This window comes from Pseudomonas sp. ANT_H4, from assembly GCF_008369295.1.
GTDB lineage: Bacteria > Pseudomonadota > Gammaproteobacteria > Pseudomonadales > Pseudomonadaceae > Aquipseudomonas.
Genome location: NZ_VOBG01000001.1, coordinates 79,646 through 101,817 on the forward strand (window position 1 = coordinate 79,646; position 22,172 = coordinate 101,817).

The window sequence follows — 22,172 nt, forward strand, 5'->3', positions numbered from 1 at the left end:
GTGCGTGCGCACCCTCGACAATCTTGGTTAAAGTGCGCACCAACATCGACCACAGGAATGGGCCATGACCGACAAGAGCCAACAATTCGCCAGCGACAACTATTCCGGCATCTGCCCTGAAGCCTGGGCCGCGATGGAACTGGCCAACCAGGGCCATCAGCGCGCCTATGGCGATGATGAGTGGACCCACCGCGCCGCCGACGGTTTCCGCAAACTATTCGAAACCGACTGCGAAGTATTCTTCGCCTTCAACGGCACGGCGGCCAACTCCCTGGCGCTGTCTTCACTGTGCCAGAGCTACCATAGCGTGATTTGCTCGGAAACCGCCCACGTCGAAACCGACGAATGCGGCGCGCCGGAGTTTTTCTCCAACGGTTCCAAGCTGCTCACCGCCCGCACTGAAAACGGCAAGTTGACGCCTGAGTCGATCCGCGAGATCGCCCTCAAGCGCCAGGATATCCACTATCCAAAACCACGCGTTGTGACCCTCACCCAAGCCACCGAAGTCGGCAGCGTCTACACCCCGGAAGAAATCCGCGCCATCAGCGTCACCTGCAAGGAACTGGGGCTGAACCTGCACATGGACGGCGCGCGCTTCTCCAACGCCTGCGCGTTCCTCGGCTGCTCGCCTGCGGACCTGACCTGGAAAGCCGGCGTCGACGTGCTGTGCTTTGGCGGTACCAAGAACGGCATGGCCGTGGGTGAGGCTATCCTGTTCTTCAACCACAAACTGGCCGAAGACTTCGACTATCGCTGCAAACAGGCTGGGCAACTGGCGTCGAAGATGCGCTTCCTCTCCGCGCCATGGGTCGGCCTGCTGGAAAACGACGCCTGGCTCAAACACGCCCGCCATGCCAACCACTGCGCGCAACTGCTCAGCAGCCTGGTGGCGGACATTCCTGGCGTTGAATTGATGTTCCCGGTGCAGGCCAACGGCGTGTTCCTGCAACTCTCGGAGCCGGCCATCGCCGCGCTGACGGCCAAGGGCTGGCGTTTCTACACCTTTATCGGCAAGGGCGGCGCGCGGTTCATGTGCGCGTGGGATACCGAAGAAGATCGCGTGCGGGAACTGGCGGCGGATATTCGGGAAGTGATGGGCGCCTGAGACGCTGATACACAGGGTAAAACTGGCCTCTGTGGCGAGCGGGCTTGCCTGCTCGCCACAAGTGTTTGTGCACAACTTAGCGTTTAGAACTCGATACGTACGTCGCCTTTTGGCACGCTGCAGCACGACAGGATGTAGCCTTCAGCTTCATCTTCCTCGGTGATCCCGCCGTTGTGCTCCATCTCGACTTCGCCGCCCAGCTTCATCACCTTGCAGGTCCCGCAAATCCCCATGCCGCAAGCTTTGGGGATCAGCAGGCCGAGCTTGGCCGCAGCGGCGTGAACAGTCTCGCCCGGTGCCACGCGTATGCTCTTGCCGGAAGAAATGAACTCCACCTGATGCAGATCCGCCAGGGCGATTTCCGGTGCATCCGCCGCTTGTTCGGCTTGCTCCACCGCGTCGGCCCGGGCTTCCGGTGGCGTCGCACCGAAGGATTCCTCGTGGTAGCGGCTCATGTCGAAGCCGTTGACTTCCAGCAAGCGCTTGACTGCGTTCATGTACGGCGTGGGCCCGCAGCAGAAGACTTCCCGCTCCAGGAAGTCTGGCACCATCAGTTCGAGCATTTTCTGATTCAGGTAACCGCGATAGCCGGCCCAGGGCTCGCCCAATCCGTGTTTTTCGCAAATCAGATGCAGGCTGAAGTTGTCGATCCGCGACGCCATGTGCTCCAGCTCGCGGTGGTAAATGATGTCTTTCGGTGAACGGGCACTGTGGACAAACACCATGTCGACATTGGCGTTGGTGTCGTAATACCAGCGCGCCATGGACATCACCGGGGTGATACCCACGCCACCGCTCAGATACAGCACTTTCGGGTTGGTGAAATCGATGGCGTTGAACAGCCCGACCGGCCCGTGCACCGCCAGCTCCTGGCCTTCGTGCAGGGTATCGTGCAACCAGTTGGAAACCCTGCCGCCCGGTACGCGCTTGATGGTCACCGAAAAGCTGTAGGGCACCGACGGTGAACTGGAAATGGTGTAGGAGCGCATGATCGGCTGGCCGTCGATTTCCAACTCCAGGGTGACGAACTGCCCGGGCTTGAAAAAGAACAGGACCGGCTGGTCGGCCATAAAGCAGAAGGTGCGCACGTCCCAGGTTTCCTGGATGACTTTGACGCAACGGACGATGTGCCGACCATTGGCCCAGGTCTGGGTGGTGACCGGATTCAGGAAGCTGTTGGACATGCTTGTTCTCCTTAGCCGTGTGCTCGGCCTGATGGTGGCGATTCTGCGTAACGCGCGAACCACCCATTTACCTATCTGCGACATTCACATACTTATCGCGACCAGCCCCATACCACGGGGGTTGCACGTCGGGAACAGAGTGGGCCATGTCGCTAATGGATAAGGTTGCGGACAGCGCCGGCCCCACACTCGCTCCACATAAAGACGCTTTCTTTACGCCTTGCGCAGCACTAACCGTAGCCACTTTCGCCGGCCACCCAGAATGGCCATGAGGACACACACGATGGACGTCACCGCAACCTTAAGCTTGGGCGATCCGCTGGAACCCGCACGCAAGGCCACCGCGCACATGTTGCAAGAGCGCGAGCGCACCTTTTCGCTGCCGCAGCCGTTTTACTCTGATGAGCGGCTGTTCGATATCGATATGCAGGAGATCTTCCAGAAAGAGTGGTTGATCGCCGGCATGACCTGCGAAATCCCCAGCAAGGGCAACTACATCACCCTGCAAGTGGGCAAGAACCCGATCATCGTCATTCGCGGCGCCGACGGCGTGGTGCATGCCTTTCACAACGTCTGCCGCCACCGCGGTTCGCGCTTGTGCACCAGCGACAAGGGCAAGGTGGCCAAGCTGGTCTGCCATTACCACCAGTGGACCTATGAGCTGGACGGCCGCCTGCTGTTCGCTGGCACCGAGATGGGCGCCGACTTCGACATGAAGCAGTACGGCCTCAAGCCGGTAAGCGTGAAGACCGCTGGCGGTTATATCTTTATCAGCCTGTCGCAGAACCCACCGGCCATCGACGACTTCCTGTCGACCCTGAGCCATTACATGGAACCCTACGACATGGAAAACACCAAGGTGGCGATTACCACCACCTTGGTCGAAAAAGCCAACTGGAAGCTGGTGTTGGAAAACAACCGCGAGTGCTACCACTGCAACGCCTCGCACCCGGAACTGTTGAAAAGCCTGCTGGAATGGGACGACGTCACCGACCCACGGGCCGACCAAGCGTTCAAGGACCACGTTGCCGCCTCGGCCGCTGCCTGGGATGCCGAGAAGATCCCTTACGCCCACGCCAGCTTCGGCTTGCGTAACCGTATCGTGCGCATGCCGCTGCTCAAGGGCACCGTGTCCATGACCCTCGACGGCAAGCAAGGCTGCAAGAAGCTGATGGGCCGCATCCAGAACCCAGACCTCGGTTCGATGCGCATCCTGCACCTGCCCCACTCGTGGAACCACTGCATGGGCGATCACATCATCGTCTTCACCGTGTGGCCGATCAGTGCCCAGGAAACCATGGTCACCACCAAGTGGATCGTCCACAAGGATGCTGTGGAAGGCGTGGACTACGACGTCGACCGCATGCGCCAGGTGTGGGACGCCACCAACAACCAGGACCGTCGTCTGGCGGAAGAGAACCAACGCGGGATCAACTCCACGGCGTACCAGCCTGGGCCGTATTCCAAGACCTATGAGTTTGGTGTGGTGAACTTTGTGGATTGGTACAGCGAGCGGATGCTGAGCAACCTGGGGGCGGCGCCGGCGCCGTACTTGAAAGGCGTTGCTGTGCACGAATAAAACCGCTTGTAGGAGCGAGCTTGCTCGCGAAGGACTTGAGAGCGCCGCATTCACTCAGGATGCCCGCGTCATCGTTAGCGTCCATCGCGAGCAAGCTTGCTCCTACAGAAGCCCTCGCTGTACAAAAATCAACCGACAGCCTTGAAGCCCTTAACCGCCCCGCCCTCCAGCCATCCCCTAACAACTTATCCACAGAGCCACCCACAGTAATTGTGGGCAACTGCGCTTTTCTCTCGAAATAAACTCAAGAAAATCCGTGACTTATTCAAAGTTATGGATTTTATCCAATATTGATCATTTTTTGATCTAAAGCCTGAGCGCCACGTTTCATATGGCCTACAGAGGAACGCGAACACCTTATCCACAGAAGCGCCAACAGACTTTGGGGGCAACTTTGGTCTATCTGTGGAAAACCGTCCACTGCCTCGAAAAATCGAGGCGTTGAGAGGAGATTCAAGCTGAAATGACGATTTTGATCATATTTTGATCAGATCACTGAAAGCCTTTATCTATAAGGGCTGTAGTGGATAGCAAACATCTTATCCACAGAAGCACCAACAGACTTTGGGGCAACTCTGCGCTGGACATTTTCCTTATCCACAGAAAAACCCAAGGAAAAACCGTCAGTTAGGTTGGTTATTTTTCGTACAGAGGGCTACAGGGCTTGATTTACATGGGGTGCGGACAACCGCGAACAGGTTATCCACAGCTCGGCCAACAGAGATTGTGGGTAACCCCACAAATCTCCTGTAGGAGCGAGCTTGCTCGCGAAGAACGTCAACGATAACGCAGCGTGTCAGGTTTAACGCGCAGGTCTCAGGTTCTTCGCGAGCAAGCTCGCTCCTACAGAGGAGGGCTTAGCGAACGACTCCTTCCTCGATCAGCAGCTTGAGAATGGCTTGGGCGCCGTCTTCGGGGCTGACACCCTTGAGCACCTGCCCACCGCCACCGCTGGCCTTGGCCGTCGCCGCCTTCATGCGATCTGCACCGCTCTTGGCCTTGATCACCTTCAAGCGCTTGGGCCGAGGCTTCGCCGGTTGCAGCACAGCACCTGAGAATAACTCATCGTCCAGCACCTGCACCTCGTGAGCTTCCAGCAACCCGCGCTGGGCCGGGCCATAGGCACTTTGCCGTGGTTTGGGCGCAGCGTTATCCACCGTGGCAAGAAACGGCAAACGCACCTTCAGGCGCCGCCGCTGGCCACGGGGCAGCGCTTGCAGCACATGGGCCACGCCACCGTCGATGGACTCCACCAGGGCCAGGCCGACAATCAGCGGCCAGCCCAGTTGCTCGGCCAGCAGGAACGGCAACATCCCGGAACCTTCACCGGTCTCCGCCTGGCTGCCGGTCAGCACCACCTGGGCGCCAGCATCGCGCAGGTAATCGCTGAGGGCTGGCAGTGTGTCAGCGCCAGCGGGTTGTTCCAGCACATGCAGCTGTTCCAATCCCATGCCCAGGTAGGCGCGCAGGGTGGGTTCCGCAATATCACCGGCATGCAGCACTTGCAGGTTATTCCCAGCCAGCTGCAACCCCAGTTCCACGGCGCGGGCATCCTGTTCAGCCCGGCGTGGCCGGCCTGAAGTCGGGTGGGCGCCGATGGACACCAGGCTGATTACGTTGGTTGTCATGGCCATATCCTTTGCTTAAGCCGCATCGCGCTTGGCGCCGTTGCGGTAGGCCTCGACCGCAACGATCAAGGCTTGCAGAATCGCGGCGCTTTCGCCGATCACCGACAAGTCGGCACGCTTGATCATGTCGCAACCGGGGTCGAGATTGATCGCCACCACCTTGTCGCAGGCACCGATGCCTTGCAGGTGCTGGATCGCCCCGGAGATCCCCACGGCCACGTACACCCGCGCAGTGACCCAAGTGCCGCTGGCGCCAACCTGGCGATCACGGGCCATAAAGCCGTCGTCCACCGCCACCCGCGACGCGCCTTCGGTAGCGCCCAGAGCAGCTGCGGCCTGGTGGAACAGCGCCCAATCCTTGACCCCGTTGCCACCGGAGAAAATAAATTCTGCCTCAGCCATGGGAATCGCTGCCGGGTCCACCGCCACCGCGCCAAGATCTTCGATACGCGGCAAGCTGCGCGCCAGGCTTGCGGATAACTCCACGGGCAATACTTCGTGACGTGTTTCGCTGACGGGTTCGGCGCACTCCACTGCGGCCAAAATCATTCGTGGCAGTGGTCTCGCCAGGTCTTCCTGACCAGCTCCGGCGCGGCCGATACACTCCTGGCCCTTGATCTGCCACACGCGCGTTGCCGGGCGTTCCTTGAGGCTCGCGGCAAACCGTCGGCCCAGTTCACCGCCACCGGTTCGGCTGTCAGGCAGCAACCAATGGCGCGGGTTGAACTGGTTATCCACAGCCCGCAGGCCCTGGACCCTTTGCTCCGGTGAATAACCGTCGAATTCATGACCTTCCAGCACCAGTAGTCGGTCGACACCCGCTGTGGCAAAAGCGTTTTCCTTATGTTCGCCAAACACCACAGCCAACACCGCACCGTCGTTGCCGGCCAACTGCCGGGCCAGGCCCAGCAAGTCGCGGTCGTGGCTGCTCAGGCGGCCGCCGACCATGTCCGGCACCACGTTGATGTAGAACGCAGGTGCAGCCACCTGATGCAGCGGCAATTGCACTTGCACCGCCGCCGAACGCTTGGCCGCGCCGCCTTGCTGGGCGCCACTGCGGTCGATGCGCTTGATGCCGTTGGGGCCGATAAACCCGACGCCATGCACGTTCTTGCGGATGACCCCGTTGGGCCCCATCCAACTGTGTTGTACCGGCTGCATCGCCGCGTGCAGCGGGTGCAGGCGGTTACGGGCGATCCATTCGGCCCGTGGGTCGCGGCGGATAATGTCGCTCATCAATGCACCTCCACGGGTTCGCGCTTGATCGGTGATTTGGCAGGCGCAGCGTCTTCCAGCAAGGCGTCGGCCACCAGCTCGGCGATGTCTTTGATCAATGGGCGAGGTTCGACGACACCTTCAAACATCGCTGTGCACTGTGGACAACCCACGGCCACCAGCTCGGCGCCGGTTTCGCGGATGTCTTCCATGCGCATATCGGGAATCCGCTGTTTGCCGGGAATATCAGTAATCGGCGCACCGCCACCGCCACCGCAGCAGCGCGAACGAAAGCCCGAGCGTTGCATTTCCTTGACCTCGACCCCCAGCGCCCGCAGCACTTGGCGCGGCGCCTCGTACTCGCCGTTGTAGCGGCCCAGATAGCACGGGTCGTGATAGGTCACGCTGTTACCTTTGTGCTGGCCCAGGTTAAGGGCGCCAGCGTCAATCAGCTCGGCCATGTAGGTGCTGTGGTGCTGGACGAGGTAGTTGCCATCGAAGGCGCCGTATTCGTTTTTCAGCACATGAAAACTGTGGGGATCGCAGGTAACGATGCGCTTGAAGCTGTATTTGGCCAGGGTCTGGATATTGCGCGCGGCCAACAACTGGAAGGTCGCTTCATCGCCCAGACGACGGGCCACATCGCCGCTGTCGCGCTCTTCAAGGCCCAGCACCGCGAAGTCGACCTTGGCCGCTTTCAGCACTTTGACAAAGGCGCGCAGGGTGCGCTGGTTGCGCATGTCGAAGGCACCGTCGCCGACCCAAAACAGCACGTCGGTGGTTTTCTTGTCGCTGAGCAGCGGCAGGTTCAAATCCGCCGCCCAATTCATCCGCCCACCAGGGGCAAAGCCCCCAGGGTTGTCGGTGGCAATCAGGTTTTCCAGGACTTCGGCGCCCTTGTTCGGCGTCGCGCCCTTTTCCAGGGTGAGGTAGCGGCGCATGTCGACGATGGCGTCCACGTGCTCGATCATCATCGGGCACTCTTCCACGCAGGCGCGGCAGGTGGTGCAGGACCATAGGGTCTCAGCGTCCACCAGGCCATTGACGATCGGTTGATGGGGGTTGCCGCTGTGTACGCCTACTGGCTTGCCTGGGTACGGGCTGCCGGCGAACTTCGCGTCGGTGCCGCCGGCCAGGCCGACGACCATGTCTTGGATGAGTTTTTTCGGGTTCAACGGTTGGCCGGCGGCGAACGCCGGGCAGGCGGCTTCGCACTTGCCGCACTGCACGCAGGCATCGAAACCCAGCAGCTGGTTCCAGGTGAAATCCTTGGGTTTTTCCACGCCCAGCGGCGCGGTTTTATCGGTCAGATCCAAAGGTTTCAAGCCAGTGGAACGGCCACCGCCAAAGCGCTCGGCGCGACGGTGCCAGGCCAGGTGCAAGGCACCGGCGAAGGCATGTTTCATCGGCCCGCCCCAGGTCATGCCGAAGAACATTTCCGATACGCCCCACAGCACGCCCAGGCCGAGCAGAGCCGCCAGCAGCCAGCCGCCGAAATCGGCAGGCAGAATCCCGGCCACTGGCAGGGTCACCAGGAAGAAGCTCACCGAGAACGCCATCAGGCTTTTCGGCAAGCGCATCCACGGGCCTTTCGACAGGCGCGATGGCGGGTTGCGACGGCGCAGGTAGACAAAGCTCGCGCCGACGAACATCAACACCGAGGCCAGCAACAAGGCGTAGCCGAGGATACGGTTATGCAGGCCGAAACCATGCACCAGGATCGCCAGCAGCGCCGACAGCACAAAGCCCAACGCTGTGGCGACGTGGGTGTTGGCGATGTACTTATCGCGGGCGACCACATGGTGCAGGTCGACCATGTAGCGCTTGGGCATAGCCAGCAGGCCGCCGATCAAGTCGACCTTGGACGAACGGCCGCGTCGCCACATGTTCCCCCGCCGTAGCGCGCCGAGGACGGCAAGGCCCAGGGCAGCAAAGAGCAGGATGGGAAGAAGGGTGTTCAACATGGTGAAGCTCCCAAAGACCTCGGGGTCATGTGCAGGCCGGTGAAAGCCTGCACCTACTTGTGGCGAGGGGGCTTGCCCCCGTTGGGCTGCGAAGCGGCCCCAAATCAGCCAGCGCGGTGTATCAGGAAAACCGCATTGACCGGTTTACGACTGCTTCGCAGCCGAACGGGGGCAAGCCCCCTCGCCACAGGGTGAGCGTGGCAATCCTTTAGAAATCCTTGCACAGGCGCAGGGCATCGTAGATGGCGGCGTGGGTATTACGCTGGGCCACACAGTCACCAATGCGGAACAGCAAGTACCCCTCACCCGCCTCGCTCAGGCACGGTTGCGGCTTGATCGCGAACAAGGCTTCGATGTCCATCTGGCCCTTGTTGCGCGAGCCTGGCTTGAGTGCGTAGTAGATTTCTTCATCCGGGCGCACGCCGTTCTCGACCACCACCTGATCGACCACCCGCTCTTCCTTGGCGCCTGTGTATTCGTTCTCCAGTACCGCCACCAGCTTGTCGCCCTCGCGGTAGACCTTTTCCAGCATCATGTCGCCGGTCATGATCACTTCCTTGGGGTATAGGCTGCGGTAGTAAGTCGGGAACGACGTGCCACCGACGGCCACGCCCGGCTTGATATCGTCAGTGACAATCTCCACCTGGCTGCCCTTGTCGGCCAAGAAGTCCGCCACCGACAGACCGGTGAACTCGCAAATGGTGTCGTACACCAGCACGTTCTTGCCCGGCGCTACCTTGCCATCGAGCACGTCCCAACTGCTGACTACCAAGCCTTCGGCTGCGCCCCAATGTTCGTTCTGCTCCAGAAACGGATGACCGCCAACCGCCAACACCACCACGTCCGGATGCAGGTCGAGGATGGTCGCCGCATCCGCCGCAACGCCCAGGCGCAAGTCGACGTTCAGCCGCGCCAGTTCCAGCTGGAACCAGCGGGTGATCCCGGCAATCTGGTCCCGTTGCGGCGCTTTCGAGGCGGTGGTGATTTGCCCACCGATAAACTCTTTCTTCTCGAACAGGGTTACGTCGTGACCACGTTCAGCGGCAACGCGGGCGGCTTCCATCCCGGCAGGGCCGGCACCGACTACCACCACTTTGCGTTTCACTCCGGTGGATTTTTCGATGATATGCGGCACACCCATGTATTCACGGGAAGTGGCGGCGTTCTGGATGCACAACACGTCCAGGCCCTGATATTGGCGGTCGATGCAGTAGTTGGCGCCGACGCACTGTTTGATCTGGTCGACCTGGCCCATCTTGATCTTGGCGATCAAATGCGGGTCGGCGATGTGGGCGCGGGTCATGCCGACCATGTCCACGTAGCCGCCTTCCAGGATGCGGGTCGCCTGATTCGGGTCCTTGATGTTTTGCGCGTGCAGCACTGGAGCCTTGACCACTTCCTTGATCCCGGCCGCCAAGTGCAGGAATGGCTCCGGTGGATAACTCATGTTGGGGATAACGTTGGCCAGGGTGTTGTGGGTGTCGCAGCCCGAGCCGACCACACCGATAAAGTCGAGCATGCCGGTGTCGTCGTAGTACTTGGCGATCTGTTTCATGTCCTCGTGGGACAGGCCATCCGGGTGAAACTCATCGCCACACAAACGAATGCCGACGCAAAAATCCGGCCCTACTTCAGCGCGCACAGCCTTCAATACTTCAAGGCCGAAGCGCATGCGATTTTCAAAGCTGCCGCCCCATTCGTCGGTGCGCTTGTTAACCCGTGGGCTCCAGAACTGGTCGATCATGTGCTGGTGCACTGCCGACAGCTCCACGCCGTCCAGGCCACCGGCCTTGGCCCGTGCCGCAGCGCTGGCGTAGTTACCGATCACTCGCCAGATTTCTTCCGGCTCGATGGTTTTGCAGGTAGCGCGGTGCACCGGTTCACGGATGCCTGACGGCGACAGCAGCGTCGGCCAATGCTCGCCATCCCAACGCGAGCGACGGCCCATGTGGGTAATCTGGATCATGATCTTGGCGCCATGCTTGTGCATGGCATCGGCCAGGTTCTGGAAGTGCGGGATGATCCGGTCATCGGCCAGGTTCACCGACCTCCACCAGCCTTGTGGGCTGTCGATGGCGACACTGGAAGAACCGCCGCAGATCGCCAGGCCGATCCCGCCCTTGGCTTTCTCTTCGTAATACTTCACATAGCGGTCGGTGGTCATGCCGCCGTCGGTGGCATACACCTCGGCGTGGGCGGTACTGAGCACGCGGTTGCGGATGGTCAGTTTGCCGATCTGGATCGGCGCAAACATTGCTTCGAAAGCCATGGCAGGGTCCTCGACTTACAACGGCTTGACGGTGAACAGGCCGTCGTCGTGGCCCTCTTCGGAGCCGCCGTAGACCTGTTCAGCCACGGTGCGAATTTTGCTGCCGCGCGCTTGCAGGATCTGGTCCATGGCGCCGGCAAACCAGCCGGTGAACATGTAGTCGACCTTGCGCCCGACCTTGCCGTACACGTAGACAAACGCCGAGTGCGCAAGCGTTACGCTGGCGGTGCCCTTGTCGAGATCGATGTCCTGGATCTTGAACAAGCCCCAGCCGCGCTGCGACAGGCGTTTCATGTAATGCTCGAACACCGCAACACCTTCCAGGCCGTGGCATTCAGCTTCTTTTTCACACCAGTGCCAGGCAGATTTGTAGCCGGCCTTGTAGAGGATTTCGGCGTAAGCGTCAGCGCCCAGAACTTCTTCGATGCCCATGTGGTTGTTGACGAAAAAGTGCCGTGGCACGTAGAGCATCGGCAGGGCGTCAGAGGTCCAGACACCGGTTTCGCTGTCGACTTCGATAGGCAATTGAGGGGCGATCTTGGCCATGGAAACTTAACTCCAGAAAATTCGTTGTGTTGTCGTGCTACGGGATCGTTGTTTAGAGGCGGGCTTATTCGCCCCAGACATCCTTGAGGACGCTGACCCAGTTCTCGCCCATGATCTTGCGCACCACGCGCTCAGGATGGCCGCGCTTGAGCAATGTCTCGGTCAGGTTGGGGAACTCGCCCACGGTGCGGATGCCCAGCGGGTTGATGATCTTGCCGAAGCTGGTCAGGCGGCGGGCGTAGCCCTTGTCATGGGTCAGCATTTCAAAGAAATCCTGGCCATGACCCTGGGTGAAGTCGGTGCCAATGCCGATGGCGTCTTCGCCGACGATGTTCATGGTGTATTCGATGGCTTCGGCGTAATCGTCGATGGTCGAATCAATGCCCTTGGCCAGGAACGGCGCAAACATGGTCACGCCAACAAAGCCGCCATGGTCGGCAATGAACTTGAGTTCTTCATCGGACTTGTTGCGCGGGTGCTCTTTAAGGCCCGACGGCAGGCAGTGGGAGTAGCACACCGGTTTTTTCGACTCGAGGATAACCTCTTCGCTGGTCTTGGAGCCGACGTGAGACAGGTCGCACATGATGCCGACGCGGTTCATCTCGGCGACGATCTCACGACCAAAGCCCGACAGGCCGCCGTCGCGCTCGTAGCAGCCGGTGCCCACCAGATTCTGGGTGTTGTAGCACATCTGCACCACGCCAACGCCCAGCTGCTTGAAGATCTCGACGTAGCCGAGTTGGTCTTCAAAGGCATGGGCGTTCTGGAAGCCGAAAATGATGCCGGTCTTGCCCTGTTCCTTGGCGCGGCGGATATCGGCGGTGGTTTTCACCGGGATCACCAGGTCGCTGTTCTCGCGGATCAGGGTCTGGCTGGCGACGATGTTGTTGATCGTGGCCTGGAAGCCTTCCCACACCGAGACTGTGCAGTTGGCGGCGGTCAGGCCGCCCTTGCGCATGTCTTCGAACAGGTCGCGGTTCCACTTGGCAATGATCAGCCCGTCGATAACGATGCTGTCGGCGTGCAGTTCGGCTGGGCTCATCAGGCTGTCCCCTTTTTGGCGATTCATGCGCCGAATCGTCTGCCGGCGCTTTGGGGCCAGCATATGCCCAGGGGCTGACGGAGCCGGGTGCAAAAACGACAGGGGAATTGCCGAAAGCGTCAATCCACGACAAAGGGTGCTATGACATGTCTGACTGGCGACTGTTCTTTGTCTTACGCTTGAGCCAGAATTCCCCGCATCACCTGATATGAGACGGCGCAATGAAATCGATTTTCCTGGCTTTGGCACTCATCGCAACCGGCGTGCAGGCGGCAGAAGACCCCGACAGCACGCCCTGCGACGGCATAGAAAACGACCAGCAAACCCTGGAATGCGCCACCTACAACAAAACCACCGCCGAGCAACTGCTCAAGGACAACTACCAAAGCCTGCTGGAGGAGCGCATGCGTCCTCTGTATGGCAGCGACAAGGCAAAACTGGCCGACATCACCGCCCGCCTTGCCGACGCCCAGCAAAAATGGCAGAAGCTGCGGGACGCCGATTGCGCGGTGGACACCTTCCCGGCCGTGCCTGGGACCAAGGCTTATGCCATTGTGCAGAATGACTGCCTGGCCAGGATGAGCGACCAGCGGTCGGAGTTTTTGGAGTCGATCGGGCAGGAATAAGCAGGATATGCGACCCCCATGAACCCACGCATCTATCTGCTCGCCCTCGCTGCCTTCGTGGCCAGTATCGATGAAAACCTGGTAGGCGGAATTTTGCCGTTATTGTCCAGGGAGCTGGGCGTGGCCTTGGGCGCCGCGCTGGGTGGTGTGGTGATTGCCAAGGACAGACTGGAAATGACGCCGTTGATGGGTGCGCTGATGACGGCACTGGCCCTGGCGGCTGCGTGCCTGAGCCTGATGGCAGCCGCCCGTCGAAAGCTTTGACCCTGATCCCAAGGTGCGCGACCATTCGCGGCCTCTCCACCCTTTCCAAGGCGACTCCATGAACATCTGCGGCATCGAAATCAAAGGCAGCGAAGCCATCATCGCCGTCGCCTCCCTGGACAGCCAAACACTGAACCACATCGCCCTGGCCACCAAAAAAATTGCCCTCGAAGACGACGATGAAGCGGCCAACGTCAAAGCCTTCGCCACCCAAGTGGCCGCTTTTATCCGCGACAACGGCATCACCCGTATCGCCATCAAGAAGCGCAGCAAGAAAGGCGAGTTCGCCGGCGGCCCGACCACCTTCAAGATTGAAGGCATATTTCAGCTGCTGGAAGGCTGCGAGGTAACGTTGCTGTCGCCGCAGACTATCAACGCGCAAAACAAGAAACACGACTTCGCCCTGCCAGCGACCCTGAACAAGTATCAGCATGAAGCGTTTAAAACAGCGTGTTCAGCGCTGGTGAAGAAATAAGCCCCACCGCTATTTAGCGTGGGAGCGTGTTGTGGTGAACGGGCTTTCTGTGGCGAGCGGGCTTGCCCGCGTTGGGCCGCGAAGCGGCCCCAGTAAGAACAGCACATTCTTTCAGACAGAACGAAGGGGCATGTTTCAGGGCTGCTGCGCAGCCCAACGCGGGCAAGCCCGCTCGCCACAGGGAATCGGCAAACCATTAATGCGCAAAACAAGAAACACGATTTCGCCCTGCCAGCGACGCTGAACAAGTATCAGCATGAAGCGTTTAAAGCAGCGTGTTCAGCGCTGGTGAAGAAATAAGTCCCACCGCTATTTAGTGTAGGAGCGTGTTGTGGTGAACCGGCTTGCCACAGAAAACCCGCTGGGCACAACAAGCTCGATCACCACAGGGAATCCGCCAACCATCAAGCGTTGTGTAGATACCTATGCTGCGATAGCTGTGGGCCCGCCGGTGAAGTGTTGACTGTTGCATCGCAATCGCAGGCAAGCCAGTTATGGTCGTCGCTAGAATTGACTATAAATTGCGCTCAAACCACCTCCCGTCGCCGATCCTCTCTCGGACACTTGGCAAATCGCGCCCGGTAACTTCGAGTGAAATACGACGGTGACTCAAAGCCGCAGGCAATGCTCACTTCCAGCACGCTCATGTCCGTTTGGCGCAGCAACTGCCGGGCCTTTTCCAAGCGCAGGCCCAGGTAGAAGTTGCTCGGCGTGTCGTTGAGGTGCAACCGAAACAGCCGCTCCAACTGCCGCCGTGTGACCTTGATCGCCTCCGCCAGCGCCAGCGTGCTCAGCGGCGGCTCGGTGTGCTGTTCCATCTCACCAATCACCTGCACCAGTTTCTTGTTGTTGATGCCGTAGCGCGTGGCGATCTGCATGCGCTGGTGGTCTTTGCGTGGGCGGATGCGACCCAGTACGAACTGCTCGGACACCTGGATCGCCAGCTCCGGACCGTGGGCCTGGCTGATCAGGTCGAGCATCAGGTCGATAGAGGCGGTACCGCCCGCCGAGGTAATGCGTCGGCGGTCGATTTCGAACAGTTCCTGAATCACCGTCAGCTGTGGATAGGACTCCTTGAAGGCGTCGATGGCTTCCCAGTGCAGGGTCAGTCGGTGGCCGTCGAGCAGTCCTGCTTCAGCCAGGACAAAGCTGCCGGTGTCGATGGCGCCAAGGGTCACTCCGTCGTGGTCGAGACGGCGCAGCCAATATTCCAGGGCGGGCGTGGCGAACTTCAGCGGTTCGAAACCGGCCACCACCAGCAGGGTTGAACCCTTCTTCAGCGGTTCCAGCGCCGCGTCGGCATTGACCGACATGCCGTTGCTCGCCAGCACCGCGCCGCCATCCGCGCTCAGCACATGCCAACGGTACAGCTCACCACGAAAGCGATTGGCCACGCGCAACGGTTCGATGGCGGAAATAAAGCCGATGGCGGAGAAACCCGGCATCAGCAGAAAGTAGAAATCCTGGGACATGGAGCGCTCTCGTAGGACGGGCCGCGTGGGCACTGTGATACCCCAGTTCAATGGGGCATTCAAGCGGACAGGTCGCTGCAGTGCAAGAGCTGGTCGCCGCCGTGCGTTTTGTTTGCCCTCAAGCTGCGTAGCTTAAAACTGCACAACCTAGCTGCACGGCGCACAAAGACGCCGGAACCCACAATAACGACCTGCCGAGGGCTGCACCATGAACCGACTGATCAGCCGCTGTGTGCTTACACTCAGCGCCAGCGCCATCTTGAGCACCAACGTCATGGCAGCCGATGCGGCTTCTTGCCAGAACGTGCGCATGGGCGTGGTGAACTGGACCGACGTAATCGCCACCAGCGCCATGACCCAAGTATTGCTCGACGGCCTCGGCTACAAGACCAAACAGACCAGCGCGTCCCAGCAAATCATCTTCGCCGCAATCCGCGATCAGCGCCTGGATATGTTCCTCGGCTACTGGAACCCGCTGATGACCCAGACCATCACCCCGTTTGTCGACGCCAAGCAGGTCAGGGTCCTTGATGCGCCGAGCCTCAAGGACGCCCGCGCCACCCTGGCGGTGCCGACCTACCTGGCCGACAAGGGCCTGAAAACCTTCGCTGATATCGCCAGATTCGAAAAAGAGTTGGGCGCCAAGATCTATGGCATCGAACCCGGTTCAGGTGCCAACACCCAGATCAAGGCGATGATCGCCAAGAACCAGTTTGGCCTGGGCAAATTCCAGCTGGTGGAATCCAGCGAGGCCGGCATGCTTGCCGCAGTGGATCGCGCCGTGCGTCGCAATGAAGCCGTGGTGTTTTTCGGCTGGGCGCCGCACCCGATGAACGTCAACGTCAAGATGACTTACCTCACCGGCAGCGACGACGCCCTGGGCCCGAACGAGGGCACGGCCACAGTGTGGACCGTCACCTCGCCCACCTACGCCCAACAATGCCCCAACGTTAGCCGCCTGCTGAGCAACCTGACGTACACCGCCGAAGACGAGAGCCGGATGATGCAGCCGCTGCTCGATCACAAGGACGCTTTCGAATCGGCCAAGCAGTGGCTCAAGGATCACCCGCAAGACCAGCAGCGCTGGCTGGAAGGGGTGACCACCTTCGACGGCAAACCGGCTGCCGCCAACCTGCAATTGACCAGTAAATAACCTTTTTTGAATCACCGTTTCGCAGCCACCCTTGGCTGCGAACGGCATCACTACACCTTGAAACCACACCTCTAAATCACGCCTGCAAGGACCCGTCTCATGAACCACGACGTCATCATCACCTGCGCTCTCACCGGTGCTGGCGACACGACCGCCAGAAGCCCACATGTGCCGGTCACTCCCAAACAAATCGCGGCTGCGGCCGTGGAAGCCGCCAAGGCCGGCGCCACCGTCGTGCACTGCCACGTGCGTGATCCGCAAACCGGCAAGTTCAGCCGTGACGTGGCGCTGTACCGCGAAGTGATGGAGCGCATTCGCGAGGCGGACGTCGACATCATCGTCAACCTCACCGCCGGCATGGGCGGCGACCTGGAAATCGGTGGCGGCGAGAACCCCATGGAGTTCGGCCCCAACACTGATCTGGTCGGGCCGCTGACACGTCTGGCCCACGTTGAAGCGCTGCTGCCGGAAATCTGCACCCTGGACTGCGGCACCCTGAACTTCGGCGACGGCGACACCATTTACGTCTCCACCCCCGCGCAGTTGCGGGCTGGCGCCAAACGCATTCAAGAGCTGGGCGTGAAGGCCGAGCTGGAAATCTTCGACACCGGACACCTGTGGTTTGCCAAACAGATGATCAAGGAAGGCTTGCTCGATAACCCGCTGTTCCAGCTGTGCCTGGGCATTCCGTGGGGAGCACCGGCGGATACCACCACCATGAAAGCCATGGTCGATAACCTGCCGGCTGACGCGGTGTGGGCCGGGTTTGGTATCGGCCGCATGCAGATGCCAATGGCGGCGCAAGCGGTGCTGCTGGGTGGCAACGTGCGGGTCGGCCTGGAAGACAATCTGTGGCTGGACAAAGGCGTGCTGGCCACCAATGGGCAGTTGGTGGAACGTGCCAGCGAGATCCTCAGCCGACTGGGCGCGCGGGTCATGACCCCGGCAGAAGGCCGAATCAAGATGGGCTTGACCAAGCGCGGCTAATCACGATCACCGCCTCATCCTTTAGGCGTCCCCCTCGCGCCTACAGGAATTGCCCTCTCTTTAGGAAGTTGCCATGCGCTTTATCACCGAAATCAAAACCTTCGCAGCACTGGGCAGCGGTGTCATCGGCAGCGGGTGGGTATCGCGCGCCTTGGCCCACGGCCTCGATGTAGTGGCCTGGGACCCGGCACCCGGCGCCGAAGCAGCCTTGCGCAAACGCGTCGCCAACGCTTGGGGTGCCCTGGAAAAACAAGGCCTGGCACCCGGTGCGTCCCAGGACCGCCTGCGTTTTTTCGCAACCATTGAAGAGTGCGTCAAAGACGCTGACTTCATCCAGGAAAGCGCCCCGGAACGCCTGGAACTGAAGCTGCAATTACACGCCCAGATCAGCGCGGCGGCCAAGCCCAATGCGTTGATCGGCTCCAGCACTTCAGGGCTGTTGCCCAGCGAGTTTTACGAAGGTTCGACCCATCCTGAGCGTTGTGTGGTCGGCCACCCGTTCAACCCGGTGTACCTGCTGCCGCTGGTGGAAGTGGTAGGCGGCAAAAATACCGCGCCAGAAGCGGTGCAGGCCGCGATCAAGGTGTATGAATCCCTCGGCATGCGCCCGCTGCATGTACGCAAGGAAGTTCCAGGCTTTATCGCCGACCGCCTGCTGGAAGCGCTGTGGCGCGAGGCGCTGCACCTGGTCAACGATGGTGTGGCGACTACCGGCGAAATCGACGATGCAATTCGCTTTGGCGCGGGTTTGCGCTGGTCGTTCATGGGGACTTTCCTGACCTACACGCTGGCGGGTGGCGATGCCGGGATGCGCCACTTCATGGCGCAGTTTGGACCGGCGCTGCAGTTGCCGTGGACGTATCTGCCCGCCCCTGAATTGACCGACAAGCTGATTGACGATGTGGTCGATGGCACCCGCGATCAGTTGGGCAACCACAGCATTTCGGCCCTGGAGCGCTATCGTGATGATTGCCTGTTGGCGGTGTTGGAGGCGGTGAGAACCACCAAAGCCAAGCACGGCATGACCTTCAGTGAGTAACCGATCATCTCCCCTGGAACCGATGCCATGCCCGCTCTAACCACCTACACCACAAAAATTCTCCCCGACTGGGTCGACTACAACGACCACCTGCGCGATGCCTTCTACCTGCTGATTTTCAGCTACGCCACCGACGCGCTGATGGACACCCTGGGCCTGGACAGCGACAACCGCGAAGCCAGCGGCAACTCGCTGTTCACCCTGGAACTGCACCTCAACTACCTACACGAAGTGAAGCTGGGCGCCGAGGTTGAAGTTCGCACGCAACTGATCGCCCACGACCGCAAGCGCCTGCACCTCTATCACAGCCTGCATCTGGTGGGAGAAGAGCGGGAACTGGCCGGCAACGAACAAATGCTGCTCCACGTCGATCTCGCTGGGCCGCGTTCGGCACCGTTCACTGAGGCGATATTGGACAAGCTGGCGGCCATCACTGGCGAACAAACCGATCTGGCAAAACCCGCCCTCCTCGGCCGCGTCATTGGCCTGCCACCGGAAAAATAGGGAATCACCATGAACACCGTCGCCGCTGTTGCCGACTTCCGCACTTACCCGCTGATCAGCGCCCTCGCCAATGCTCAGGTGTTGGCCGATCAGGTGCGGGTGCAGTGGGCCGATGGCCGGGGCAGCCCGTTCCATCATCAATGGCTGCGGGACAACTGCCCGTGTCCGACCTGCGTGTACAGCGTGACCCGCGAGCAGCTGCTGGAGATTGTCGATGTCGACGAGAACCTCACGGCCCTAAGCGCACACATTGATCAGGGTTTCCTGCGTGTGGAATGGCACGGCGGCCACAGTAGCCGCTTCGATCCCGGCTGGCTGCGGGCCCATGCCTATGACGATGAATCCCGCGCCGAGCGCCGGGCCGCCAAGCCAACATCCAAGCTGTGGGACAGCCGTTTTGAACTGCCGGTTTTTGAATACGCAGCCTTGATGGAAGACCCGAAGGCACTGCTGCAATGGCTGCTGGCCCTGCGCGACAGCGGCCTGACCCAAGTGCGCGACGTACCTGTCGAACCAGGCTCCCTGGCACTTATCGCCAGGCGCATTTCGTTCATCCGCGAGAGTAATTTCGGCGTGCTGTTCAACGTGCAATCCAAGGCCGATGCCGACAGCAATGCCTACACCTCTTTCAACTTGCCGCTGCACAGCGACTTGCCCACCCGCGAGCTGCAACCGGGGCTGCAATTTCTGCATTGCCTGGTCAATGACGCCAACGGGGGCGAGAGTATTTTTGTCGACGGTTTTGCCATTGCTCGCGCCTTGCGAGAAGAAGATCCCGAAGCGTTTCGTGCACTGTGTGAAATCCCGGTGGAGTTTCGCAACAAGGACCGCCATAGCGACTATCGCCAGCTGGCGCCGATCATTGCGCTGGATGCCCTGGGTGAGGTCGCAGAGATCCGCATGGCCAACTTTCTGCGCGGGCCGTTTGAGACGTCGGTGGAGCAGATGCCGTTGGTGTACCGCGCCTATCGACGGTTTATCGCAATGACGCGCGAGGATCGGTTTCGCCTGGTCAAACGATTGAATCCCGGTGAGTTGTGGTGCTTCGATAATCGCCGCACGTTACATGCGCGCAATGCCTTTGACCCGGCTTCGGGGGCGCGGCATTTCCAGGGCTGCTATATCGATCGCGATGAGTTGTTGTCGCGAATCCTGGTGCTGCAGCGATAAGCAAAAAAAGCCCCGATCAAGCCGTGACAGGATCGGGGCAGAGTGCTTTGTGTGAGCTGCGCATCCCGAGGGTGACCAAACCTTCAAGCTGCTTGCTTGAGTCCAGTGTGCCCATTCCTTGGGCTGGCGAGTTAGCCGAAAACGACCTGTTCATAGGTATCAGAGCCATTCGCGCATTCAGCCCTTGCCGACATCCCGATCGCCTACCAGAATCGACCTCAATCCCCCGCTCCCCTAACAAGGATAAACGTCATGATGCACGCGGATTTGATTGACCAGGACGACCTGCTTGGCCAACTGCGGTCGTTGGGTTTCGAAGTGTCCAGCGGCGCCACCGCCGAGCAGGCCTGCGAATGTGCCGTGCGCGGTTTGAGTGAAGCGCGAGCCAAGGCGCTCAAGGGTATGGTCGAGCAGATGTACACCAGCAGCGCGACGATTTTACCGGCGGTAAGGCAGGCGATTGATAAGCAGTTGTTGCCGGCGCTGGTGCAGTTTCGGCAGAACTCCGGCGCCTGAAAATCACTGTCTCTGTAGGAGCGAGCTTGCTCGCGAAAAACCTGAGGACGACGTGTTCATCCAGGATGCCTGGCGTCATCGTTCACGACCTTCGCGAGCAAGCTCGCTCCTACAGTTAGAGCGTTAGAGCCTTACACTCGCGAAAGTCGACTCATTGCGAGCTTGGCTCAACGCCGACAACGGCCCGGACAGCGGTGACAACACCAACGCCTGCGGGATCGGCATCATTGCCACTTGCTGGGTGGTGTTGGAACCGACGCGCTCATCCCGTGGTGGAATGCCGAAGTATTCGCGGTAGCATTTGGAGAAGTGCGGCGTGGAGACAAACCCGCACACCGACGCCACTTCGATGATCGACATCGGCGTTTGCTTGAGCAACTGTCGTGCACGGATCAGGCGCAACTTGAGGTAGTAGCGCGACGGCGAACAGTGCAGGTATTTCTGGAACAGCCGCTCCAGCTGACGCCGGGAAACGGCGACATACACCGCCAGTTCATCGAGGTCGATGGGCTCTTCCAGATTAGCCTCCATCAGCGCGACGATTTCCTGCAGTTTCGGCTGATTGGTGCCGAGCATGTGCTTGAGCGGTACACGCTGGTGATCCTGCTCATTGCGGATACGTTCGTAGACAAACATCTCGGAGATCGCTGCCGACAATTCACGGCCGTGGTCGCGGCTGATCAGGTGCAGCATCATGTCCAGCGGCGCAGTGCCGCCGGAGCTGGTGAAGCGGTTGCGGTCCAGGGTGAACAGGCGTGTGCTCATGGCCACGCGCGGGAAAGCTTCCTGCATCGACGCCAGGCATTCCCAGTGCACGCTGCAATCAAAGCCATCCAACAGACCTGCGCAAGCCAAAGCCCAACTGCCGGTGCACACCGCACCGAGACGGCGCGACTGGCGCGCCTGGCTTTGCAGCCACGACACATGTTCACGGGTGACGGTGCGCTGGATACCCACGCCGCCGCAGACAATGATGGTGTCCAGGGCCGGGGCTTTGTGCATCGAGGCATCGGGGGTGATTTGCAGACCGTCGCTGGCCCACACATGGTTTCCGTCGACACTCAAGGTCGTCCAGCGGTACAGCTCGCGGCCGGACAATTGGTTGGCCATGCGCAGCGGTTCTACTGCGGAGGCCAGGGAAATCAGCGTGAAATTGTCCAGCAGCAAAAAGCCGATGGATTGAGGCGCACGGTTCTGGGGTTGAGCCCCGGAGTTGAACGACGTCATCGCGGTATCTCCTCACACAAAGCGGGTGATGGCCTCAGGCGAGGCTCTTGTTATTGCACTCTTCTTCCTCGGAAATATTCCCCGGGAGAGAGGCTTTGAGTTGATAGAGCAAATGCCATGCCTAAAGTTGAATGGCTATTCAATAACTCCTGAAAACGACCTACTGACGCGTCTATATAAGCCCGCGCACGGAGTGGGGAATATGAC

Annotated in this window: 20 protein-coding genes and 1 pseudogene; 12 read left to right on the plus strand and 9 right to left on the minus strand. The window is 60.2% G+C overall.

What is annotated here, in order from left to right:
* Positions 1-64 precede the first annotated feature (64 nt).
* The gene (locus FQ182_RS00355; protein WP_149413421.1) at positions 65-1,105 is read left to right on the plus strand and encodes a low specificity L-threonine aldolase; all 1,041 of its coding nucleotides are present in this window, start codon (positions 65-67) and stop codon (positions 1,103-1,105) included.
* A gap of 83 nt (positions 1,106-1,188) precedes the next feature.
* Here the strand turns inward: FQ182_RS00355 and gbcB are convergent, their stop codons facing one another.
* Positions 1,189-2,289 carry a glycine-betaine demethylase subunit GbcB gene (gene gbcB / locus FQ182_RS00360; RefSeq protein ID WP_149413420.1) on the minus strand — a complete coding sequence of 367 codons (1,101 nt, stop codon included), beginning with the start codon at positions 2,287-2,289 and terminating at the stop codon, positions 1,189-1,191.
* Positions 2,290-2,572: 283 nt separating this feature from the next.
* Between gbcB and gbcA the strand changes: the two genes are divergently transcribed.
* Positions 2,573-3,868, plus strand: a complete 1,296-nt coding sequence (gbcA, locus tag FQ182_RS00370) for a glycine-betaine demethylase subunit GbcA (RefSeq protein ID WP_149413481.1) — start codon at positions 2,573-2,575, stop codon at positions 3,866-3,868.
* Positions 3,869-4,725: 857 nt separating this feature from the next.
* Here gbcA and FQ182_RS00375 read toward each other — a convergent pair.
* The 6 genes from FQ182_RS00375 to FQ182_RS00405 all read right to left on the minus strand — a co-directional run bounded on the left by FQ182_RS00375 (position 4,726) and on the right by FQ182_RS00405 (position 12,532).
* Positions 4,726-5,496 carry an electron transfer flavoprotein subunit beta gene (locus FQ182_RS00375; RefSeq protein ID WP_149413419.1) on the minus strand — a complete coding sequence of 257 codons (771 nt, stop codon included), beginning with the start codon at positions 5,494-5,496 and terminating at the stop codon, positions 4,726-4,728.
* Between the two features lie 15 nt (positions 5,497-5,511).
* A complete protein-coding gene (locus FQ182_RS00380; protein WP_149413418.1) occupies positions 5,512-6,732 on the minus strand; it encodes an electron transfer flavoprotein subunit alpha/FixB family protein in 1,221 nt (406 codons plus the stop codon).
* Positions 6,732-8,675, minus strand: coding sequence for a dimethylglycine demethylation protein DgcB (gene dgcB / locus FQ182_RS00385; RefSeq protein ID WP_149413417.1), 1,944 nt, complete (start codon positions 8,673-8,675; stop codon positions 6,732-6,734). The genes FQ182_RS00380 and dgcB overlap by 1 nt, the downstream gene beginning before the upstream one ends.
* A 208-nt stretch (positions 8,676-8,883) precedes the next feature.
* The gene (gene dgcA / locus FQ182_RS00395; RefSeq protein WP_149413416.1) at positions 8,884-10,944 is read right to left on the minus strand and encodes a dimethylglycine demethylation protein DgcA; all 2,061 of its coding nucleotides are present in this window, start codon (positions 10,942-10,944) and stop codon (positions 8,884-8,886) included.
* 15 nt (positions 10,945-10,959) lie between these two features.
* Positions 10,960-11,490 (minus strand): DUF5943 domain-containing protein, encoded by a 531-nt coding sequence (locus FQ182_RS00400; RefSeq protein ID WP_149413415.1) that lies wholly within the window; start codon positions 11,488-11,490, stop codon positions 10,960-10,962.
* A gap of 64 nt (positions 11,491-11,554) precedes the next feature.
* Entirely contained in the window at positions 11,555-12,532 is a 978-nt protein-coding gene (locus tag FQ182_RS00405; protein WP_133102352.1) for a dipeptidase, read from the minus strand.
* Positions 12,533-12,753: 221 nt separating this feature from the next.
* Between FQ182_RS00405 and FQ182_RS00410 the strand changes: the two genes are divergently transcribed.
* From FQ182_RS00410 to FQ182_RS00425, 4 genes and pseudogenes are all read left to right on the plus strand, one after another.
* Complete coding sequence (locus FQ182_RS00410) at positions 12,754-13,158, plus strand: lysozyme inhibitor LprI family protein (protein WP_133102353.1); 405 nt, start codon at positions 12,754-12,756, stop codon at positions 13,156-13,158.
* An 18-nt stretch (positions 13,159-13,176) separates the two neighbouring features.
* Positions 13,177-13,422 carry a hypothetical protein gene (locus tag FQ182_RS00415; protein ID WP_149413414.1) on the plus strand — a complete coding sequence of 82 codons (246 nt, stop codon included), beginning with the start codon at positions 13,177-13,179 and terminating at the stop codon, positions 13,420-13,422.
* Between the two features lie 58 nt (positions 13,423-13,480).
* Entirely contained in the window at positions 13,481-13,897 is a 417-nt protein-coding gene (locus FQ182_RS00420; RefSeq protein ID WP_149413413.1) for a DUF3010 family protein, read from the plus strand.
* Positions 13,898-14,086: 189 nt separating this feature from the next.
* Positions 14,087-14,197, plus strand: a pseudogene (locus tag FQ182_RS00425) (DUF3010 domain-containing protein); the annotation flags it as partial.
* Between the two features lie 227 nt (positions 14,198-14,424).
* On the opposite strand, the gene FQ182_RS00430 reads toward FQ182_RS00425, so the two are convergent.
* On the minus strand, positions 14,425-15,369 hold the full coding sequence (locus FQ182_RS00430; protein ID WP_149413412.1) for a GlxA family transcriptional regulator: 945 nt from the start codon (positions 15,367-15,369) through the stop codon (positions 14,425-14,427).
* Positions 15,370-15,577: 208 nt separating this feature from the next.
* On the opposite strand from FQ182_RS00430, the gene choX reads away from it, so the two are divergent.
* From choX to FQ182_RS00465, 6 genes are all read left to right on the plus strand, one after another.
* Positions 15,578-16,522 carry a choline ABC transporter substrate-binding protein gene (gene choX / locus FQ182_RS00435; RefSeq protein WP_149413411.1) on the plus strand — a complete coding sequence of 315 codons (945 nt, stop codon included), beginning with the start codon at positions 15,578-15,580 and terminating at the stop codon, positions 16,520-16,522.
* A 99-nt stretch (positions 16,523-16,621) separates the two neighbouring features.
* Entirely contained in the window at positions 16,622-17,509 is an 888-nt protein-coding gene (locus tag FQ182_RS00440; RefSeq protein ID WP_149413410.1) for a 3-keto-5-aminohexanoate cleavage protein, read from the plus strand.
* 73 nt (positions 17,510-17,582) lie between these two features.
* Positions 17,583-18,548 (plus strand): L-carnitine dehydrogenase, encoded by a 966-nt coding sequence (locus FQ182_RS00445; RefSeq protein ID WP_149413409.1) that lies wholly within the window; start codon positions 17,583-17,585, stop codon positions 18,546-18,548.
* Between the two features lie 27 nt (positions 18,549-18,575).
* The gene (locus FQ182_RS00450) at positions 18,576-19,052 is read left to right on the plus strand and encodes a thioesterase family protein (RefSeq protein ID WP_149413408.1); all 477 of its coding nucleotides are present in this window, start codon (positions 18,576-18,578) and stop codon (positions 19,050-19,052) included.
* A 9-nt stretch (positions 19,053-19,061) separates the two neighbouring features.
* Positions 19,062-20,222, plus strand: a complete 1,161-nt coding sequence (locus FQ182_RS00455; protein WP_149413407.1) for a gamma-butyrobetaine dioxygenase — start codon at positions 19,062-19,064, stop codon at positions 20,220-20,222.
* A 252-nt stretch (positions 20,223-20,474) separates the two neighbouring features.
* Positions 20,475-20,738, plus strand: a complete 264-nt coding sequence (locus tag FQ182_RS00465) for a hypothetical protein (RefSeq protein WP_149413406.1) — start codon at positions 20,475-20,477, stop codon at positions 20,736-20,738.
* Between the two features lie 123 nt (positions 20,739-20,861).
* Here FQ182_RS00465 and FQ182_RS00470 read toward each other — a convergent pair whose 3' ends face one another.
* Complete coding sequence (locus tag FQ182_RS00470) at positions 20,862-21,965, minus strand: GlxA family transcriptional regulator (protein WP_133102362.1); 1,104 nt, start codon at positions 21,963-21,965, stop codon at positions 20,862-20,864.
* Positions 21,966-22,172: the final 207 nt, after the last annotated feature.

What these genes read in the sequence shown, in the direction of transcription:
- FQ182_RS00450 (WP_149413408.1), top strand. Translation starts at nt 18,576, where the DNA reads ATGCCCGCTCTAACCACCTACACCACAAAAATTCTCCCCGACTGGGTC.
- FQ182_RS00355 (WP_149413421.1), top strand. Translation starts at nt 65, where the DNA reads ATGACCGACAAGAGCCAACAATTCGCCAGCGACAACTATTCCGGCATC.
- FQ182_RS00400 (WP_149413415.1), bottom strand. Translation starts at nt 11,490, where the DNA reads ATGGCCAAGATCGCCCCTCAATTGCCTATCGAAGTCGACAGCGAAACC.
- FQ182_RS00470 (WP_133102362.1), bottom strand. Translation starts at nt 21,965, where the DNA reads ATGACGTCGTTCAACTCCGGGGCTCAACCCCAGAACCGTGCGCCTCAA.
- gbcB (WP_149413420.1), bottom strand. Translation starts at nt 2,289, where the DNA reads ATGTCCAACAGCTTCCTGAATCCGGTCACCACCCAGACCTGGGCCAAT.
- dgcB (WP_149413417.1), bottom strand. Translation starts at nt 8,675, where the DNA reads ATGTTGAACACCCTTCTTCCCATCCTGCTCTTTGCTGCCCTGGGCCTT.
- choX (WP_149413411.1), top strand. Translation starts at nt 15,578, where the DNA reads ATGAACCGACTGATCAGCCGCTGTGTGCTTACACTCAGCGCCAGCGCC.
- FQ182_RS00440 (WP_149413410.1), top strand. Translation starts at nt 16,622, where the DNA reads ATGAACCACGACGTCATCATCACCTGCGCTCTCACCGGTGCTGGCGAC.
- FQ182_RS00465 (WP_149413406.1), top strand. Translation starts at nt 20,475, where the DNA reads ATGATGCACGCGGATTTGATTGACCAGGACGACCTGCTTGGCCAACTG.
- dgcA (WP_149413416.1), bottom strand. Translation starts at nt 10,944, where the DNA reads ATGGCTTTCGAAGCAATGTTTGCGCCGATCCAGATCGGCAAACTGACC.
- FQ182_RS00405 (WP_133102352.1), bottom strand. Translation starts at nt 12,532, where the DNA reads ATGAGCCCAGCCGAACTGCACGCCGACAGCATCGTTATCGACGGGCTG.
- FQ182_RS00415 (WP_149413414.1), top strand. Translation starts at nt 13,177, where the DNA reads ATGAACCCACGCATCTATCTGCTCGCCCTCGCTGCCTTCGTGGCCAGT.
- FQ182_RS00455 (WP_149413407.1), top strand. Translation starts at nt 19,062, where the DNA reads ATGAACACCGTCGCCGCTGTTGCCGACTTCCGCACTTACCCGCTGATC.
- FQ182_RS00380 (WP_149413418.1), bottom strand. Translation starts at nt 6,732, where the DNA reads ATGAGCGACATTATCCGCCGCGACCCACGGGCCGAATGGATCGCCCGT.
- gbcA (WP_149413481.1), top strand. Translation starts at nt 2,573, where the DNA reads ATGGACGTCACCGCAACCTTAAGCTTGGGCGATCCGCTGGAACCCGCA.
- FQ182_RS00430 (WP_149413412.1), bottom strand. Translation starts at nt 15,369, where the DNA reads ATGTCCCAGGATTTCTACTTTCTGCTGATGCCGGGTTTCTCCGCCATC.
- FQ182_RS00445 (WP_149413409.1), top strand. Translation starts at nt 17,583, where the DNA reads ATGCGCTTTATCACCGAAATCAAAACCTTCGCAGCACTGGGCAGCGGT.
- FQ182_RS00375 (WP_149413419.1), bottom strand. Translation starts at nt 5,496, where the DNA reads ATGACAACCAACGTAATCAGCCTGGTGTCCATCGGCGCCCACCCGACT.
- FQ182_RS00420 (WP_149413413.1), top strand. Translation starts at nt 13,481, where the DNA reads ATGAACATCTGCGGCATCGAAATCAAAGGCAGCGAAGCCATCATCGCC.
- FQ182_RS00410 (WP_133102353.1), top strand. Translation starts at nt 12,754, where the DNA reads ATGAAATCGATTTTCCTGGCTTTGGCACTCATCGCAACCGGCGTGCAG.